General features: G+C 51.0%; 16 protein-coding genes and 5 pseudogenes. 11 read left to right on the top strand and 10 right to left on the bottom strand.

Annotation, left to right across the window (positions count from 1 at the left end; all coding sequences use genetic code 11):
• Positions 1 to 111: 111 nt before the first annotated feature.
• Positions 112 to 1,191 (bottom strand): IS5 family transposase, encoded by a 1,080-nt coding sequence (locus ACSYTG_RS13395; protein ID WP_489784233.1) that lies wholly within the window; start codon positions 1,189 to 1,191, stop codon positions 112 to 114.
• An 82-nt stretch (positions 1,192 to 1,273) separates the two neighbouring features.
• Between ACSYTG_RS13395 and ACSYTG_RS13390 the strand changes: the two are divergent.
• Positions 1,274 to 1,417, top strand: a pseudogene (locus ACSYTG_RS13390) (IS701 family transposase); the annotation flags it as partial.
• A 160-nt stretch (positions 1,418 to 1,577) separates the two neighbouring features.
• Here ACSYTG_RS13390 and ACSYTG_RS13385 read toward each other — a convergent pair.
• A complete protein-coding gene (locus tag ACSYTG_RS13385; RefSeq protein ID WP_491706468.1) occupies positions 1,578 to 2,318 on the bottom strand; it encodes a hypothetical protein in 741 nt (246 codons plus the stop codon).
• Positions 2,319 to 2,556: 238 nt separating this feature from the next.
• Positions 2,557 to 3,636 carry an IS5 family transposase gene (locus tag ACSYTG_RS13380; protein ID WP_489784230.1) on the bottom strand — a complete coding sequence of 360 codons (1,080 nt, stop codon included), beginning with the start codon at positions 3,634 to 3,636 and terminating at the stop codon, positions 2,557 to 2,559.
• An 85-nt stretch (positions 3,637 to 3,721) separates the two neighbouring features.
• Between ACSYTG_RS13380 and ACSYTG_RS13375 the strand changes: the two are divergent.
• The 5 genes and pseudogenes from ACSYTG_RS13375 to ACSYTG_RS13355 all read left to right on the top strand — a co-directional run.
• Positions 3,722 to 3,919, top strand: a pseudogene (locus ACSYTG_RS13375) (hypothetical protein); the annotation flags it as partial.
• Positions 3,916 to 4,104, top strand: a complete 189-nt coding sequence (locus tag ACSYTG_RS13370) for a hypothetical protein (RefSeq protein ID WP_489784229.1) — start codon at positions 3,916 to 3,918, stop codon at positions 4,102 to 4,104. The pseudogene ACSYTG_RS13375 and the gene ACSYTG_RS13370, both read left to right, overlap by 4 nt.
• A gap of 95 nt (positions 4,105 to 4,199) precedes the next feature.
• Positions 4,200 to 4,814 carry an invasion associated locus B family protein gene (locus ACSYTG_RS13365; RefSeq protein WP_489784228.1) on the top strand — a complete coding sequence of 205 codons (615 nt, stop codon included), beginning with the start codon at positions 4,200 to 4,202 and terminating at the stop codon, positions 4,812 to 4,814.
• Positions 4,815 to 4,966: 152 nt separating this feature from the next.
• On the top strand, positions 4,967 to 5,512 hold the full coding sequence (locus ACSYTG_RS13360) for a hypothetical protein (protein WP_489784227.1): 546 nt from the start codon (positions 4,967 to 4,969) through the stop codon (positions 5,510 to 5,512).
• Positions 5,513 to 5,593: 81 nt separating this feature from the next.
• Positions 5,594 to 6,681 (top strand): IS3 family transposase gene (locus ACSYTG_RS13355; protein WP_415666186.1). Its coding sequence is split into 2 segments (ribosomal slippage): positions 5,594 to 5,846 and positions 5,846 to 6,681, totalling 1,089 coding nucleotides; the frame shifts between segments, so codons are not numbered across the junction.
• A 205-nt stretch (positions 6,682 to 6,886) separates the two neighbouring features.
• On the opposite strand, the gene ACSYTG_RS13350 is transcribed toward ACSYTG_RS13355, so the two are convergent.
• Together ACSYTG_RS13350 and ACSYTG_RS13345 are read right to left on the bottom strand one after the other, a co-directional pair.
• Positions 6,887 to 7,372: a hypothetical protein gene (locus ACSYTG_RS13350; protein WP_165926628.1), complete on the bottom strand. Its 486-nt coding sequence runs from the start codon at positions 7,370 to 7,372 to the stop codon at positions 6,887 to 6,889.
• Positions 7,373 to 7,597: 225 nt separating this feature from the next.
• A pseudogene (locus tag ACSYTG_RS13345) lies at positions 7,598 to 8,482 on the bottom strand (IS5 family transposase); the annotation flags it as partial.
• A 123-nt stretch (positions 8,483 to 8,605) separates the two neighbouring features.
• On the opposite strand from ACSYTG_RS13345, the gene istA reads away from it, so the two are divergent.
• Both istA and istB read left to right on the top strand, forming a co-directional pair.
• Positions 8,606 to 10,099 carry an IS21 family transposase gene (istA, locus tag ACSYTG_RS13340; RefSeq protein ID WP_462897561.1) on the top strand — a complete coding sequence of 498 codons (1,494 nt, stop codon included), beginning with the start codon at positions 8,606 to 8,608 and terminating at the stop codon, positions 10,097 to 10,099.
• Positions 10,096 to 10,866, top strand: a complete 771-nt coding sequence (gene istB / locus ACSYTG_RS13335; RefSeq protein ID WP_415421200.1) for an IS21-like element helper ATPase IstB — start codon at positions 10,096 to 10,098, stop codon at positions 10,864 to 10,866. The genes istA and istB overlap by 4 nt, the downstream gene beginning before the upstream one ends.
• 413 nt (positions 10,867 to 11,279) lie before the next feature.
• Here istB and ACSYTG_RS13330 read toward each other — a convergent pair whose 3' ends face one another.
• The 3 genes from ACSYTG_RS13330 to ACSYTG_RS13320 are packed head-to-tail and all read right to left on the bottom strand — an operon-like array spanning position 11,280 to position 13,211.
• Positions 11,280 to 11,612 carry a hypothetical protein gene (locus tag ACSYTG_RS13330; protein WP_415421199.1) on the bottom strand — a complete coding sequence of 111 codons (333 nt, stop codon included), beginning with the start codon at positions 11,610 to 11,612 and terminating at the stop codon, positions 11,280 to 11,282.
• A complete protein-coding gene (locus ACSYTG_RS13325; RefSeq protein WP_415421198.1) occupies positions 11,609 to 12,739 on the bottom strand; it encodes a hypothetical protein in 1,131 nt (376 codons plus the stop codon). The genes ACSYTG_RS13330 and ACSYTG_RS13325 overlap by 4 nt, the downstream gene beginning before the upstream one ends.
• 49 nt (positions 12,740 to 12,788) lie before the next feature.
• Positions 12,789 to 13,211 carry a two-partner secretion domain-containing protein gene (locus tag ACSYTG_RS13320; RefSeq protein WP_415421197.1) on the bottom strand — a complete coding sequence of 141 codons (423 nt, stop codon included), beginning with the start codon at positions 13,209 to 13,211 and terminating at the stop codon, positions 12,789 to 12,791.
• 330 nt (positions 13,212 to 13,541) lie between these two features.
• On the opposite strand from ACSYTG_RS13320, the gene ACSYTG_RS13315 reads away from it, so the two are divergent.
• On the top strand, positions 13,542 to 14,423 hold the full coding sequence (locus ACSYTG_RS13315) for a hypothetical protein (protein ID WP_415421196.1): 882 nt from the start codon (positions 13,542 to 13,544) through the stop codon (positions 14,421 to 14,423).
• 269 nt (positions 14,424 to 14,692) lie between these two features.
• Here the strand turns inward: ACSYTG_RS13315 and ACSYTG_RS13310 are convergent.
• Positions 14,693 to 15,108, bottom strand: a pseudogene (locus tag ACSYTG_RS13310) (transposase); the annotation flags it as partial.
• A 15-nt stretch (positions 15,109 to 15,123) separates the two neighbouring features.
• On the opposite strand from ACSYTG_RS13310, the gene ACSYTG_RS13305 reads away from it, so the two are divergent.
• Together ACSYTG_RS13305 and ACSYTG_RS13300 are read left to right on the top strand one after the other, a co-directional pair.
• Positions 15,124 to 15,447, top strand: a complete 324-nt coding sequence (locus tag ACSYTG_RS13305) for a hypothetical protein (RefSeq protein ID WP_373318159.1) — start codon at positions 15,124 to 15,126, stop codon at positions 15,445 to 15,447.
• Positions 15,448 to 15,903: 456 nt separating this feature from the next.
• Positions 15,904 to 16,047: pseudogene (locus ACSYTG_RS13300) on the top strand (IS5/IS1182 family transposase); the annotation flags it as partial.
• A 52-nt stretch (positions 16,048 to 16,099) separates the two neighbouring features.
• On the opposite strand, the gene ACSYTG_RS13295 reads toward ACSYTG_RS13300, so the two are convergent.
• Positions 16,100 to 17,062, bottom strand: coding sequence for a hypothetical protein (locus ACSYTG_RS13295; protein WP_415421195.1), 963 nt, complete (start codon positions 17,060 to 17,062; stop codon positions 16,100 to 16,102).
• Between the last annotated feature and the right edge of the window lie 41 nt (positions 17,063 to 17,103).

Below are 17,103 nucleotides of genomic sequence, written 5' to 3'. Positions count from 1 at the left end.
ATTGAGGTGCCTAGCCGGTAATTTCTGGGTTTTGGCGATTTGATTGACTACTTTTGGGTTCGTTTTCGATCTGCGTTTTGAGCAGATCGAGTGCTGCCTCCCGCTGGATTGCTATGCATTCGCGCTGATCCGCTCCAGGAAGAGGAAGCGGCGCATATTATAGACGATATTGGCCAACCCGATCCTCATGGTGGCCCGGGTGATACCGACGGTTCGGACGAACAGACCCATTTGCGATTTCTGGTCAGCAAAGACATGCTCGACACGCGAGCGGATGACCGACTTTCCTGCATTGGACCGCTGGATATGGAGTGGCATGGGTTTGAGATGCGGCTTCTTCCTGTGAACCTTTGAGACAAAGCCCTGCTTTTCCATGAAGTCTTCATTGGCTTTTGAGCGATACGCTGTATCAGCCCAGACGATTGAGGCCGTATTGGCTTTATCCAGAAGCCCCTCTCTCAATCGCGCGCCATCACTGGCGGCGGCATCTGTTGTCTTCCATTTCCGGATGAACCGATACTTCCGGTCGATGGAGACGTGGGATTTGTAGCCAAAGAATGGGATGGCGAGATCACTCGACGGCATGGTTCCATCGTCCTGCCGCTTCGCTTTGGTGAACTTCAGCGTCCATCGCGCATGACGATCCTTGTGCGACAGCTTTGACGGCTTGTCCTGCCAGTCTTCGGGAATACGTCCTTCCCGAAGATCGGCTTTCTCTGCGTTGGTGTTCCGCTGCTTTGGAGCAGCTACCAGTGTGGCATCCAGGATCTGGCCTGACATCGGTAAATACCCGGCGTTGCGCAGGGTCGCATCAAAGCGGTTGAACAGCCCTGCGATCGCACCCGCCTGGGTCAGACGCTCGCGGAACAGCCAGACCGTTTTGGCATCCGGCACCCGATCCGAAAGTCCCAGACCAAGGAAGCGCATGAACGACAGGCGATCGTTGATCAGATACTCCGTCCGTTCATCGGACAAATTGTTCAGCGTCTGGATCACCAGAATCTTGAACATCAGCACTGGATCAAACGGCGGGCGCCCGCCTTTGCTTCCGTCGGAATACGCCAGTGCCTTCTCCAGTTCCGGGCGGAACACCTCAAAATCCACAGTCCGGGAAAATGCTTCGAGCTGATCACCAAGCCCGCTCAACCGGGCAAGCCGTTCTTCAACATCAAAGAAGCCAGACTGCTTCATATCGCCACTCTCTCAATCAAAACCGAAGAAAGGGAATCACAGAGCAAACCTCAAAACCAGAGGTTTTTCGAACCCTCCATTTGGTCTTGATCATAACGAGACCCGCTCCTGGCATGGTTGGCATCGGCATGTCTCTCTGGTCATGCTAGCCTATGCCGTCATGGCAAGTGTCCGGTATCAGGCAAACTCATTGAAACCGAAAAAAACACACCGCAGAACACGATAATCGTCGTCCGTTGCTCCATTCAGGAAATCAGGCGTCTTGTCGTAAAACTCTCACAACGCAGACTGCCCGTCGCTCACATCCTCAGATGGTCCGTCTTTCGACGAACACATCAGGCCAGCGCTATCCGTGCTCACTCACGACACAATATGCAACTGTAGTGCTAGGACTCCCCGGATTTTGTAACAATTGTAGAAATGACTTGATCGAATGCTGCTCGAGCCGATACATCGCCATCAAAATAAGCTTCCCAGAACCCTTCTGCCGCTAAAGCCGTAGGCATAATCACCCATTCTGAATCGCTAAATTGCCGAAACACCCAGTTGTCAGGAATGGCCTCATCTAAAATCTCAAATTGGCTCGCCGACTGCAATGCAGGTGTAAATCCATCATCCCCCACAATTCTATAATCGAGGCGGTTTCCTCTCCCGTACACACTCACTACGACATATTCTTTTCCGATGGTTAGCCATCCGTTACTTTCGGCGGAACCCCACGAAAGAGGAGGAACAAGGCTAGTACATAGAACTTTCATCGACCACCCCCCCCCCCCGCTGTTAAATACGGACTTGAAATCGAGCTGGTAATACGGCTCTCCAGTGTGCGAATTCATATAGAAATGGACCTGATAGTTTCCCGACGGACTCTGAAAGGTTTGGGTCGAAAACTTGCTGAAGCCAGATGGAACATTCGGATTCCCAATTGCGGAACTTGGTATAATCTCACGCGAGCCCGCCAATGCCTCAGCGGTCAATGTCCCTTCGGATGTAAATGCCGAACTGGCGGCTTCGACACTCAACTGTCCTGCTAACGCCGGGCCCGCCAATGCGCTCTGCGCACCGCCGACAAACGCCTCCCCTTCTTCTGCCGCATCGGCATCGGCATCGTCAAGAGAGGGCTCCAAACCCAGAGCGTCCGCCAGAGGGTCATCTGGCGCATTGCGCACTGGGTTATGATGACACAGTTTATGGCTGCTGTGCCTGGACGTGATCTGAAGAAAGTCGTGACTTGGAGGGATCGAAGAACCCTTGATTGATGTGCTTGGCCGGTAATTTCTAGGTTTTGGCGATTTGATTGACGGTTTTTGCGATGGCGTCCAGTCTGCGTTTTGAGCAGATTGGGAGTTGTCTCTCGCTGGATGGCTATGCGCTCGCGTTCAATCTTTTGAGGAAGAGGAGGCGGCGCATATTGTAGACGATATTGGCGAGCCCGATCCTCATGGTGGCTCGACTGATACCGACAGTCCGGACAAACAGCCCCGTCTGTGACTTCTGATCGGCAAAGACATGCTCGACACGCGAGCGGATGACCGACTTTCCAGCATTTGATTTCTGGATATGCCGGGGCATAGGCTTGAGATGCGGCTTTTTGCGATGAACCTTGCAGACAAAGCCCTGCTTTTCCATGAAGTCTTCGTTGGCTTTTGAGCGATAGGCCGTGTCGGCCCAGACACTTGAGGCCGTATTGGTTTTATCCAGAAGCCCCTCTCTCAATCGCGCGCCATCACTGGCGGCGGCATGCATTGTTTTCCATTTCCGGATGAACCGGTATTTCCGATTGATGGAAACATGCGATTTATAGCCAGAGAACGGGATGGCGAGATCGCTGGATGGCATGGTTCCATCATCCTGCCGCTTCGCCTTCGTAAACTTCAGTGTCCAGCGCGCATGACGATCCTTGTGCGACAGCTTTGCGGGTTTGTCCTGCCAGTCTTCAGGAATACGTCCTTCCCGAAGATCGGCTTTCTCTGCATTGGTGTTCCGCTGCTTCGGAGCCGCTACCAGCGTGGCATCCAGGATCTGGCCTGACATCGGCAAATACCCGGCGTTACGCAGGGTCGCATCAAAGCGGTTGAACAGCCCATCGATCGCACCCGCCTGGGTCAGACGCTCGCGAAACAGCCAGACCGTTTTGGCATCCGGCACCCGATCTGAGAGTCCCAGCCCAAGGAAACGCATAAAGGAGAGGCGATCGTTGATCAGATATTCCGTCCGCTCATCAGACAGATTGTTGAGCGTCTGGATCACCAGGATCTTGAACATCAGCACAGGATCAAATGGCGGTCGTCCGCCCTTGCTTCCATCGGAATACGCCAGGGCCTTGTCCAGATCAGGACGGAACGCTTCAAAATCCACAGTCCGGGAAAACGCTTCGAGCTGATCGCCAAGCCCACTCAGCCGGGCAAGCCGCTCTTCAACGTCAAAGAAACCAGACTGCTTCATATCGCCATTCCCTCAATCAACGCAGAAGAAATAGAATCATACAGAAGACCTCAAAACCAGGGGGTTTTTCGAACCCTCCAGCTGGTCTTCGTCGAAAATAATGAATGTTGTATCTGATATTGCTAGCAATCCTTCCATTCCTGAAAGGGTTCAAGCAAATGGAAGAATTGTCAAAAATAAAATTGTTGATGGTATCGACGTGAAAGTGGTTCTCGAACCCAAAAAGAGTGGAGGAAGTATCGTGACCGCATTTCCAACAAATGTTGCTAGGAATCAAAAATGAAAAATAAAAATTATAACGAAATTGAGTATTTATTAAACGAGTCCATTTCAATTATTGAATCAAAAATATCCAAAAATGACATGGATGATGTAAAAGATTACGTTGAACATGGTGAATATGGCGTTGCATATGATCTTCTTTTATTCTTATTTAAAAAAATAATCTTTCTATCCCTGCATCCCTAAGTCATGCAGCAATTTTGCTGAGAATTATTTAATGTAATTAAGTGTAATCTAAAAAATTTAGCGTTGGAATTCCCAAAAAATCTGGAGGTTTTACCTTGAAAAATTCTCTTCTAAGCAAATTATTATTTTCCACCTTAGTATTTACTTTTATTACCAAATATGTTTTTGCTGCAACATCAGCTAAAACAACTGCACCGATAGCAGCAAGCTCTCCCATTACATTATCTGGTGCGATTGGAGAATGGACTTATCGGTGTATATTTCCCTCAGATACCCCCAATGTAGCACCCAATATATGTATTACTGAACAGCAATTAATAACACAAGACGTCCATAAACAGACTATTCCTCTTGGTTCTGTTTTTTTGGCGCGCTCAAGTGACGATCCTATCAACAATCCCCTTTCATCTCGTCCATGGCACTTAACTTTGATGACCCCTCTAGGACTTTCCCTTAAAAGCAACCCACGACTCATCGTGGATAAAACTGCCCCATTTACACTAGCGTGGCAGAGTTGTGTTACCTCTGGCTGTTTGTCCTCACTAGACCTGAACAAAGATCAAGTTGACGCATTACGCCATTCTCATACTGGTCATATTGAAATTGATAAGTTGGCAGGAGGAGTATTTACGATTAATTTCACGCTCGAGGGAGTTGATGTTGCTTTGAAAACTCTAGAAAATTGGATATCCCGCAATAATAATAAGTAAAAATACTACCGTATTCTGGTAAAATTCTGAAGAGTTCGGAGATAGATTCTATTGTCATTTAAGGAATGATAAACACCAAAAATTCAGAAGCAGGATGTAAAATGCCAGAGATCTATTCCCTATCATTTATTTCTCATTGAGAGTTTTATAATATGAATTACTTAAATAAAAATATTACTTTATTTAAAATATTTTTTTTAATTGTCATTTTGTTAATGTCAAAAAATACATTAGCGCAAGAGACATTAGATGAAAAAGGCACGGCGACTATCACGGGAACGGCATTTATGCATGCCTTCTTTCAACAAAGTATTCCTAATGGTCATGGTGGGCTTACCCACTTTTCAAATAAAAAAGACAAAGAACTAAATTGTGCAGGAAACGATGTACAACTAATTCCTAAAAATAAGACATCTGATCATGTTGTGGATATGATGTTCCGTTATAGTACAATCAATGATACAAAAATTGTTCCTTCCAGCATATCGAGCACTACAAGGCATACAATATGCAGTGCGGATGGTCGCTTTAATTTCTTTAATATACCTATCGGCATCTGGTATGTTGTTACATTGATTGGGAATGACAAGGTTGTCATTAAAGAGATTGAAACTTACGCGAAAAAAACAACAGCTGTTACCCTTCAATACCGATGGAGTTATCCTCCATCATGGCGACATCCGCCGTATCTATGGTGAAGGGTAATCGGGTAATCCCCCCTGAAAGTAAGGGTGTTCAAAAGTAGAATTTTCTCGTCAAGATGAACGAGGAGATTCCGAATGAAGACAAGTCGATATACTGAGACGCAGATCTTTGGGATTCTGCGTGAGGCCGAAGGCGGGATGCCTGTGGCCGAGTTGTGCCGGGCGCACGGTATGAGCAGCGCGTCGTTTTACAAATGGCGTGCGAAATATGGTGGGATGGATGCCTCGCTGATCAGCCAGATGAAGGCCATGGAAGATGAGAACCGTCGGCTGAAGCGGATGTATGCAGACCTCAGCATGCAGGCTGACCTGCTCAAGGAGGCTCTTGGAAAAAAATGACGTGGCCATCTCAACGCCGCGAGATGGCCGGGAACGCGGTGGCGCGACACGAGGTCAGCATTGCGCTGGCCTGCCGGACCTTTGGGGTCAGCGAGACCTGTTATCGCTACAGCCCGAAGCTGAAGGACGAGAATGAGGAGATTTCCGATCTGCTCGTTGGGCTGACCGAGGCCCGAAAGACCTGGGGTTTTGGCCTATGTTTTCTGCATTTGCGCAACGTGAAGGGCTATCCATGGAACCACAAGCGCGTCTATCGCATCTATTGCGCGCTGGAACTGAACCTGCGGATCAAGCCTCGCAAACGATTGAAACGGGACAAACCGGATGCACTGGCGGTGCCCGATGCACCCAACATGACCTGGTCGATGGATTTCATGGCTGATCGTCTTGGTGATGGTCGAGCATTCCGGCTGCTGAATGTCCTGGATGACTTCAACCGCGAGGGGCTTGGTATCGAGGTCGATTTTTCCCTGCCCGCCGAACGCGTGATCCGGAGCCTCGACCGGATCATCGAATGGCGTGGGAAGCCAGGCGCAATAAGGGTCGACAACGGCCCCGAGTATATCAGCGGGAAACTCCTGGAATGGGCTGCGAAACAAGGGGTTATCCTAAAGCATATCCAACCGGGACAGCCGCAGCAGAACGCCTATATCGAGCGCTACAATCGTACAGTCAGGCACGAATGGCTGGACCAATATATCATTGAAACCATTGAGGAGGCGCAGGACTTCGCCACGCAATGGCTCTGGACTTACAACAACGACCGTCCAAATATGGGCATCGGCCGCATCACTCCCGCCATGAAACTGAAAATGATCGAGTAAATTCTCCGGATGCACCCCGTTAAAAATGGGGGGATTACCAGCGAAATGGTCGGTCGTGTTCTGCCGCGTGTAACTCGCACTCCCGCTTGCATCTCTCCCAGCACCCCACACCGGAATCGAGACAGACAGGCCACTCTGGGTGGCGCTGCTTTTATACTCATAGGTGTACTGATTTTTCTCTACGCACAATATAATTTAAAAATAACTATAGAAATGTTGACTTATTCAGAAAAATGGTCAGTGCATTTACTGTACTATCTTTCCCTTCTTCAAAATCGTTGGAAAAATAAGAAATACCTAAAGGTAAAACATAAAACCCATAATCATATTTTTTAATTTCCATTCCATTTTCAGTAAAAAATATCATCATTTCCATAATATTTTCCCCAAAAATATTAATATTCTTATATGTTAACTTATTTTCTTCAAAGGTATTATATGGAAACCGAAATTCTAGAGAGTCAATAATATATTTTTCATTATAGGAAAACTGTAATTTTCCGTTGAAAGAATATGTTATAATCCCTCTATATTTAGAAATATTGACACCTCGAATACGATCCATCACAAACAAATTTGCAATATCTATAAGATCCATTCCTTCCGTAATATCAACAAACTTCTGCGGAATACCTAATCCTTCAGGATATAGAGGAATTTGAGAAATTTTATTAAACGGATATAATTCCACGTTTACAATCCTATTTTTTCAAAAATGATTGAGGGTTGAGACTTTTAGCGTAGTCAAGCATATCCTTTATAGCCTTATCTTATTTTCCTACCTGGAGGGATCGAAGAACCCTTGATTGATGTGCTTGGCCGGTAATTTCTGGGTTTTGGCGATTTGATTGACGGTTTTTGCGATGGCGTCCAGTCTGCGTTTTGAGCAGATTGGGAGTTGTCTCTCGCTGGATGGCTATGCGCTCGCGTTCAATCTTTTGAGGAAGAGGAGGCGGCGCATATTGTAGACGATATTGGCGAGCCCGATCCTCATGGTGGCTCGACTGATACCGACAGTCCGGACAAACAGCCCCGTCTGTGACTTCTGATCGGCAAAGACATGCTCGACACGCGAGCGGATGACCGACTTTCCAGCATTTGATTTCTGGATATGCCGGGGCATAGGCTTGAGATGCGGCTTTTTGCGATGAACCTTGCAGACAAAGCCCTGCTTTTCCATGAAGTCTTCGTTGGCTTTTGAGCGATAGGCCGTGTCGGCCCAGACACTTGAGGCCGTATTGGTTTTATCCAGAAGCCCCTCTCTCAATCGCGCGCCATCACTGGCGGCGGCATGCATTGTTTTCCATTTCCGGATGAACCGGTATTTCCGATTGATGGAAACATGCGATTTATAGCCAGAGAACGGGATGGCGAGATCGCTGGATGGCATGGTTCCATCATCCTGCCGCTTCGCCTTCGTAAACTTCAGTGTCCAGCGCGCATGACGATCCTTGTGCGACAGCTTTGCGGGTTTGTCCTGCCAGTCTTCAGGAATACGTCCTTCCCGAAGATCGGCTTTCTCTGCATTGGTGTTCCGCTGCTTCGGAGCCGCTACCAGCGTGGCATCCAGGATCTGGCCTGACATCGGCAAATACCCGGCGTTACGCAGGGTCGCATCAAAGCGGTTGAACAGCCCATCGATCGCACCCGCCTGGGTCAGACGCTCGCGAAACAGCCAGACCGTTTTGGCATCCGGCACCCGATCTGAGAGTCCCAGCCCAAGGAAACGCATAAAGGAGAGGCGATCGTTGATCAGATATTCCGTCCGCTCATCAGACAGATTGTTGAGCGTCTGGATCACCTGAGAACGGCGGTGGAAAAGTCGACCACGGCAGCGGCGGGATAGTCCTGCTGCGGGCGGCGTAAAAGTCGTCCACTTTTTCCCTTTTCTGCGCGGCGCAGGGAGGGACGAGGGATCTACACCGTGGAATTATATCTGAAGGTTCGCATGGCTTGCGATGGGGGCATGAGCCAGCGCGAGGCATCCAGGCATTTTGGCATCTCGCGCGATACGGTTCGCAAGATGATGGCGTATTCGGCCCCACTGGGCTATCGGCGGCAGGCGCCTGTGCGACGCCCGAAACTGGACGCGTTCATCGCTGTCATTGATCGGTGGCTTGATGAGGACCGGACGGTCCCGCGCAAGCAGCGCCATACGGCCAAACGGGTGTTCGATCGGCTACGGGACGAGCAAGGATTTACCGGCGGCTACACGATCATCAAGGATTACATGCGCGATCGGTTACGGCGCGGCCAGGAGATGTTCGTGCCGCTGGCGCACCCGGCCGGGCACGCACAGGCGGACTTCGGGGAGGCTGTGGTTGTCATCGGTGGCGTTGAGCAGAAGGCGTACTTCTTCGTGCTTGATCTGCCGCACAGCGACGCCTGCTATGTTCGCGCCTATCCTGCGGCGGTGGCCGAAGCATGGGTGGACGGTCATATCCATGCGTTTTCCTTCTTTGAGGCCGTGCCGCAGTCGATCGTCTACGACAATGACCGCTGCCTGGTGGCGAAGATTCTGCCCGACGGCACACGCAAGCGGGCAGCGCTGTTCAGCGGCTTTCTGTCCCACTACCTGGTCCAGGACCGCTATGGCCGACCTGGCAAGGGCAATGACAAGGGCAGCGTCGAAGGACTGGTCGGCTATGCCCGGCGCAACTTCATGGTGCCGATCCCGCACTTTACGACGTGGGATGCGTTCAACCTGTGGCTCGAGGCTCAGTGTCGTAAGCGCCAGGGGGACCGGCTGCGCGGCGAGACTGAGACGATCTGCGACCGGCTGCAACGCGATCTGGCGGCGATGCGGCCGCTGCCAGCCTCTCCCTTCGATGCCTGCGACCATGCCAGCGGTCGGGTCTCCTCGCAGGCGCTAGTGCGCTTCAAGACCAACGACTACTCCGTTCCGGTCGCCTTCGGCCACCAGGACGTCTGGATCCGTGGCTATGTCGATGCGGTGGTGATCGGCTGCGGCGGGGGGATCATTGCCCGTCATTCGCGCAGTTATGAGCGCGAAGAGGTGATCTTCGATCCACTGCATTACCTGCCGCTGATCGAACACAAGATCAACGCGCTCGACCAGGCGGCACCCTTGCAAGGCTGGGAACTACCAGAGGCGTTCCCGACAATGCGCCGCCTCATGGAAGCACGGATGGGCAAACAGGGCAGACGCGCCTACGTGCAGTTGCTGCGCCTGCTGGAAAACTTCGATCTGGCCGATCTGCATGTGGCCGTGAAGCAGGCTCTGCATCTGGGCGCTATCAGCTTCGACGCCGTGAAGCACCTCGTCCTGTGCCGGGCCGAGCGCAGGCCGCCCAGACTGGACCTCGACATTTATCCCTATTTGCCCAGAGCCACCGTGGAGACGACCTCGGCCAAAGCCTATATGCGCCTGCTGGATCGTGAGGAGGAGCCAGCATGAGCAGCGATGTTCCCGAGATCCTGCTGGCTCATCACCTGAAGACCCTGAAGCTGCCGACCTTCCTGCGCGAGCATCAGAAGCTTGCCCGGCAATGCGCGGTCGAGGGCGTGGATCATGTTCGCTACCTTGCCCGGTTGGTCGAACTGGAACTGATCGACCGGGAGCGCAGGACAGTCGAGCGCCGCATCAGGGCTGCGAAGTTCCCGGCCGCCAAGAGCCTCGACAGCTTCAACTTCACCGCCATCCCGAAGCTCAACAAGATGTTGGTGCTGGAACTGGCGCGCTGCGAGTGGATCGAAAGGCGCGAGAACGTCATCGCGCTCGGCCCCAGCGGCACGGGCAAGACCCATGTCGCGATCGGTCTCGGCCTGGCAGCCTGCCAGAAGGGATTGTCCGTCGGCTTCACCACGGCGGCTGCGCTCGTCAGCGAGATGATGGAGGCCCGCGATGAACGTCGTCTGCTACGTTTCCAGAAACAGATGGCCGGCTACAAGCTGCTCATCATCGACGAGTTAGGCTTCGTGCCGCTGTCAAAGACCGGGGCAGAGTTGCTGTTTGAGCTGATCTCGCAGCGTTACGAGCGAGGCTCCACCCTGATCACCAGCAATCTGCCCTTCGATGAATGGACCGAAACCTTCGGGTCCGAGCGCCTCACAGGCGCACTCCTCGACCGTCTGACCCACCACGTCAGCATCCTCGAGGTAAATGGCGACAGCTATCGCCTCGCCCAAAGCCGGGCACGAAAAGCCGCCGACGCCACCCCATAAGAACGCCGACGCCGCATTCGGGGAACTCTGGTCGGGCTACGCCCTCCCGACGCTCCCCGAATGCGGCACCAGACGGCCTACTTTTGCGCCGCCTAATGGCCTACTTTTACTCCGCCGTTGACAACCATGAGGATCGGGCTCGCCAATATCGTCTATAATATGCGCCGCTTCCTCTTCCTGAAGCGGATCAGCGCGAATGCATAGCAATCCAGCGGGGGGCAGCACTCGATCTGCTCAAAACGCAGATCGAAAACGAACCCAAAAGTAGTCAATCAAATCGCCAAAAACCTGAAATCACCAGCCACGCGTATCAATCAAGGGTTCTTCGATCCCTCCAGGCATGAGTCAATTTTCAGTGGAAATTTATACCCTTCCCGGGTCAGTTCTCGGTGAAAATCAACACGGATTCTTATCTATTTAAAAATGCGTCTCATAAACTCCAAAATAATTGACGCCTTTAGTCGCAAAGATATCCATTCTTTGGAAGAAAATGCTGAAAATGGTTCCTGAGTATCAGGAAGTTCTTCTACGTTTTTAATAAATATTTTTATATACTTACATAATAATGGATGAATTGATTCGTTTTTATTTACCCATGTTATCAAATTTATGTCATCAATATTATTACATAGCTCGTCTGGAGAAGACGCTGAATGATTAAAACCAAACCAGCTATTTTTCTGAAATTCAATATCAGAAAATAATTCAAACAACTTCAATACTTTGTGATCTTCATGGTCCATCATTTAAATCCAAACTGTGAAAGTGGAATATGAGCATCTGGGTCACTGCCTAAGACAGCATCTCCATTCGCGTTAACAATCTGTCCGTTGCTTGATCGTATAACATATGGCCCTCTTTGTGCAGGGAAAGGACTTTCCGAATTCCCTGGCATCACTCTTACGAAATCATTGGGGTTCTCTGGGTTCGTGTAACGACCCCCCCCTCCTTTTCTTGTGGGCTTTTCTATCCAATTATTCGGAATGCCATTAGGTTTTTGTATTTTAGGTGCATTTTTATTCTCCTCAGGTAGAAGTCTTGATGAATTATCAATTCCTTTAAGTTGTTCTTGTTCAACAACTTTTTTTGCGGCTTCGGTCAGGTTTTCTGCGCCCGTTGGCGTTTTTGCCAGAAGCTCTTTTCTTCCCTCTGGTGTCGTCAACAGTAGGTTGACTTCACGAGCCTCTAAAAGCGCATTCTCCATCCTTGAAACGTCATTGTCACTAATAACCCGCGGCTGATTGGGATCTGTTAATGTTTGTAGTTCGGGGTTAGATGGATCCAGTCTTGCCAGTTCATGTGCATCAGTATCGTAAGTCTGTTCTCTGAATTCTTCCGTGATTTCTCTTGGACTGGGGCCTAACACCCAGTCCAGAGCCTCTCTCGTATTGCGAGGCCCCTTATTCGCTTCTTTTTCATCATTTTCGTTTGCCTGGTTGAACTGCTGTATGGCTGACGCATAGCCAGCACCGGTCAATGCATTGAGCATGGTGTGCCCAGAACCACCCGCAGCGGCTCCCCCCGCAGTTCCAGCGCTGGCCCCTATCGCATTACTCAGCATGTTCTCAATCACACGCTGGGCATTTCCATCAGTCGTGATGGCTTGTGCGACTGAGCCTGCCCACTCACGCGTTGCTATTGCAGCCGCATCTCCCGCCGCCATACCGGCAGCCGTTGCTCCGATATTCCCACCAGACAACCCAGCGACCAGAGCGCTCCCTGCGGTTTCCAGCCCAATGCGCCCCCAGGCATTGCCGGCATCTGTTGTACCAAAACCGGAAATCCCGGCATGATTCAGCGCATCGGAAATAACCCCACCGACTTCACCTACGACCTGTGATCCGACCTGCTGGATCTGCAGGTCGTTCTGCATCTTCTGCGCATCAAAGCTGTTCGTCAGCGGATGATTGGCGCTCGAAGGATCACGCGAGAGTGTGCCGCTTACACTCCCCGCCGTGATTATCACGCGTGGAGGAGACAAAGCTGCCGCCTGTCACCACCGTACCACCGGGCCCGACCACAATCCCATTGGGGTTGATGAGAAAGACCGTGCCGGTAGCGCCCAGATGTCCCTGCAGGGAAGAAAGTTGCTCACCTGTGACCCGGTTAAGGGTAGCGCCACTGCCGTTGTTGAACTGGACCGAACCGCCCGCACCGATGGAGAAGCCCTGCCAGTTGATTACCCCGCGCGCGGAGGACTGGTCGATTGTGGTGGTGGCTCCTGTCGTATTGATACTGCCCGAACCGGCTACATAGGTACCGCCTGTGGGCAGGGCCTGCCCCCAGGCAAAGCCGGGGATAAGGGCGGTTACGCCAAGAAGAAGCATGCGTGTTGTCAGGGTCATCAGTCAGTCTTCAGTTCTGTGGAGCTGGATGTGGAAGAGGGCCTCTTCAGAGTGAAGTGGGTGAGTTCTGAGCAATAAAAACCATAAATAAAAATATACAATTGGATATTACATGTTAAAAATAATGATTTTTATTTTACAGTCTGTATATATTCAAAAATATTTTCTTTTATTATAGCCCATGGCATGAAATTTCCCACATTATTAATTGGTTTTTATATCGTATCAAGGTTGATTTTGTGATATCCTCAAAAATGCGACAAACACGATGTTCGGGGCGGCAGACAACTGTTTGTGTCATAGTATGGGAAGGTAAATGCAGAGGTAGGTATGACAGGCAATATACCAGTTTATGAGGCTAAGGCGCTCGCTACGTTGCCGCAGTTCATGAAATGTCTAGCGTTCTGTAATCAGGCATTACTGAGTATTCACAAGCAGATGCCGCGTGAAGTGCGTTACGTGGCCGATGTAAGGCGATGGTTTTTAACACATGCAGCCCTTTTGTTACATTTTCAGCGGCGGGTTGATCCTTCTGCTCCCGCGCTGACCGCAACCAACCTGTATGATTTGGTGGAAGATAGCAGTATGGTCAGCCGGAATACGGTGACAAGTTACCTCAAAGAAATTCAGAATTTTGGCTATATCGAAGCCATTCCCAGTCAGGATGGCCGGGTGCGCGCCTATCAGATGAGCGCTTTTTCTGAGCAGATGTTTCATGTTTATCTCAGCGTTAACCTGCAGGCGCTTGACCAGATTGACGGAGCGGGAAGGAGTGAGGTTACACGCACCACGCCGGAAATCCTTAATCACATGCACCCGATTTTTGCCAATCTAATGCTGCGGGATACTTTTTTGAGCGCGCCACCGCAGTCCATTGCGCAACTTGTCAGCACGACGGTGGGCATTTCTGTCTTAAATGAAATGACCCAGTCTGTAACAGCATCGCCCGCAGGCAGCATGGAACGGATAGAGATTGCCCTCGACAGTGCCAGCGCCATGGCGCAGCGTTATGGCGTTTCGCGTGGGAATGTCGCGCGGCTTCTGAAAAAAGTCGAGGCAGAAAATGATTTCGGTAAAACAGGCAAGAAAAGTTGGATATCAGCCCGACTTGTGCGCGATTATCATCAGTGGCAGGCTCGAAAGTTCGCCCATGTCTCTGCCTCCTATGTTGAAGCTTGCCGCCAGTATGACATGGCGTGTGCCGTAGCCTGACGCGGTAGGCCGGAAAGCCCTGCATGCAGGGCTTTCCGGGAGTGGGCTTCAGAAACTGGAGGGTTCGAAAAACCATTGATTGACTTCTCTTACGCCTGATTTCAGGTTTTTAGGCTCAGGACTCATAGCCAGAAGATGGAGGGATCGAAGAACCCTTGATTGATACGCGTGGCTGGTGATTTCAGGTTTTTGGCGATTTGATTGACTACTTTTGGGTTCGTTTTCGATCTGCGTTTTGAGCAGATCGAGTGTTATCCCCTGCTGAATGACTACGCGCTCGCGTTCAATCTTTCGAGGAAGAGGAAGCGGCGCATGTTGTGGACGATATTGGCCAGACCGATCCTCATGGTGGCCCGGGTGATACCGACAGTTCGGACGAACAGACCCATTTGCGATTTCTGGTCAGCAAAGACATGCTCGACGCGGGATCGGATCACGGACTTTCCTGCATTGGACCGCTGGATATGGAGTGGCATGGGTTTGAGATGCGGCTTCTTCCTGTGAACCTTTGAGACAAAGCCCTGCTTTTCCATGAAGTCTTCATTGGCTTTTGAGCGATACGCTGTATCAGCCCAGACGCTTGAGGCCGTATTGGCTTTATCCAGAAGCCCCTCTCTCAATCGCGCGCCATCACTGGGCGGCGGCATCTGTTGTCTTCCATTTCCGGATGACCGCCGCGTCTCTTCTCAATACAGGCAGATTGGTAGCGGCCGAACAGGCCAATGCAACTCTGACTGGTTCTGCCGTGAACACGGGGCTGATTTACGGCACGCAGGGCATAAACCTGAAGAGTGGGGAGCAGATTGATAATACGAATGGTCGTATCGGGGCCAATGGCACCATCGCGGTATCAGGGGCCAGCCTGCCGTCCGTAATCTCTTCGTTCCACCCGCCACTGACGCCAACGCCCTCACACGACACATTCATCGTCTCCAAGCTTTCGCTCAGTGGAAGCCCGCGACCATTCTCGCAGCCTGAAATCCACTCAAAACCAACCACACTCAAACTAAAAAACTTAACGTGACATCACCACTACTAGCAGTGATTGTGAGCTGGCAGACCTAACTGACAAACCTGAATCACCTAACTGACAGGACAAAAAACCAACTGGAAATTTTCTTCATTTAGTAGCTTTTTTGGGCATAATTTTCATTAGTTGGTTTTTTATTTGCAATCCACGATTGTAGTTAATATATAAAATTCGTTGAAACTAGAGGAGGTTCGAAATGTTTTACCAGTACATAATGATTTTGTTTAACTAAAAGTCGGGCAATCTTCCTTTTATAGGAAGATTGCCAACTTATTACTCACGCCTTATGAAAAAGAATTAATTAGTTTATTCCACTTTTATTTCCATGATTCCTTTTTAATAGGGTCGATTTGAGCTTCTGCCATAGAAGTGGAGGGTTCGAAAAACCCCCTGATTTTGGGGTCTTCTATATGATTCTATTTCTTCTGTGTTGATTGAGGGAATGGCGATATGAAGCAGGCGGGATTTTTTGACGTTGAAGAGCGGCTTGCCCGGCTGAGCGGGCTCAGTGATCAGCTCGAAGCGTTTCCCCGGACTGTGAATTTTGAAGTGTTCCGCAAGGCACTGGCGTATTCCGACGGAAGCAAAGGCGGGTGCCGTCACAGATTACGGCATCAGTTACCGTCATCGACTTGTGCCGTGCCATTCACAGACAGGTTTTCTCCATCAGACGGTCAATCATAGCCATTGCGGCCTCAAGTTCGGAGTAATCGGGTACCCACCGTTCAAGGGGACTGAAATCCTGCACCGACTCTGTATCCGCGACATTCATATCGTCTTCAGCAGCACTCGCAGGAGGCCTGCCACGCTTTCGTCCTGGCACCACTTGTGCTCGTGGCTGCACAGTTTCCCGTAGAGGCGCCATATCCTGCAGCGCAAACAACCGCCGTGCGGACCGATGGGTGACTTCCACAATCAACCCCTTCTTCAAAAAGCGTTCAAGTAACTGGCAGGCCGCCTTGATCGACATCGAAAGCCGTGTAGCAAGCGTTGTCGCCGAAATCACAGGGTGGGCCGCAATAACATCGATCGCGGCGCGTGCGCGGGAGGTGCGTCTCTGACCTCCCGCCTGAAGACGGGCAGCGCGCCACGAGGCCTCAAGCGTTCGGGTCATGATACGAATGGCGTCAGCTTCGTCTTCTAAGGCCTGCAACCAGCACGGAACCCAGGTCCGGACATCCCAGGATGTTCCTGACCGAAAGGCTGCAGCTCCCGTGAGCGGAAGGGGTGTGCGTAACACGCCATCTTCACGCCAGACCTCCATCAGGGCGCCCCGAAACGGTGCGCGGCTCTCTCCGGCTTCTATCCATTGTCGGAACGCCAATGCACTTCCCAGAAATGGCCCCAGGCTTTGCGTTAGAGGTTTGGCCACTGCCCGTGCCTGCGTAATAGCCTTTTTTTGCAGTCCTGTGGGTCTTGCCAGCCACTGATACTGCGTGAATGCCACACGGGCGGCATCAATTTCGGTACCCCGTTCAAACACATCCTGTCCCCGGATCCGGGGACGCAACCCTTCAAGAACGGCAGCCAGATGCCACGGATCGACCAGATAACCATCGACGGCCGCACAATTACGGGCAGCCTCCAGACATGATCGGAACAAGATCACGTCACGCAGAGGATGCCTGTATATCTGCTGGTCGAGCTGAC

It is taken from the genome of Acetobacter sp. ESL1128 (genome assembly GCF_058505085.1).
Note: the sequence above shows the minus strand (reverse complement) of the source record. Positions and strands in the feature narration are given on the sequence as shown.

Bases quoted from the DNA above. Each gene is read 5' to 3' on its own strand.
- ACSYTG_RS13380 (WP_489784230.1), bottom strand. From the start codon at position 3,636: ATGAAGCAGTCTGGTTTCTTTGACGTTGAAGAGCGGCTTGCCCGGCTG.
- ACSYTG_RS13370 (WP_489784229.1), top strand. From the start codon at position 3,916: ATGAAAAATAAAAATTATAACGAAATTGAGTATTTATTAAACGAGTCC.
- ACSYTG_RS13330 (WP_415421199.1), bottom strand. From the start codon at position 11,612: ATGATGGACCATGAAGATCACAAAGTATTGAAGTTGTTTGAATTATTT.
- ACSYTG_RS13395 (WP_489784233.1), bottom strand. From the start codon at position 1,191: ATGAAGCAGTCTGGCTTCTTTGATGTTGAAGAACGGCTTGCCCGGTTG.
- ACSYTG_RS13315 (WP_415421196.1), top strand. From the start codon at position 13,542: ATGACAGGCAATATACCAGTTTATGAGGCTAAGGCGCTCGCTACGTTG.
- istB (WP_415421200.1), top strand. From the start codon at position 10,096: ATGAGCAGCGATGTTCCCGAGATCCTGCTGGCTCATCACCTGAAGACC.
- ACSYTG_RS13360 (WP_489784227.1), top strand. From the start codon at position 4,967: ATGAATTACTTAAATAAAAATATTACTTTATTTAAAATATTTTTTTTA.
- ACSYTG_RS13325 (WP_415421198.1), bottom strand. From the start codon at position 12,739: ATGCAGAACGACCTGCAGATCCAGCAGGTCGGATCACAGGTCGTAGGT.
- ACSYTG_RS13320 (WP_415421197.1), bottom strand. From the start codon at position 13,211: ATGACCCTGACAACACGCATGCTTCTTCTTGGCGTAACCGCCCTTATC.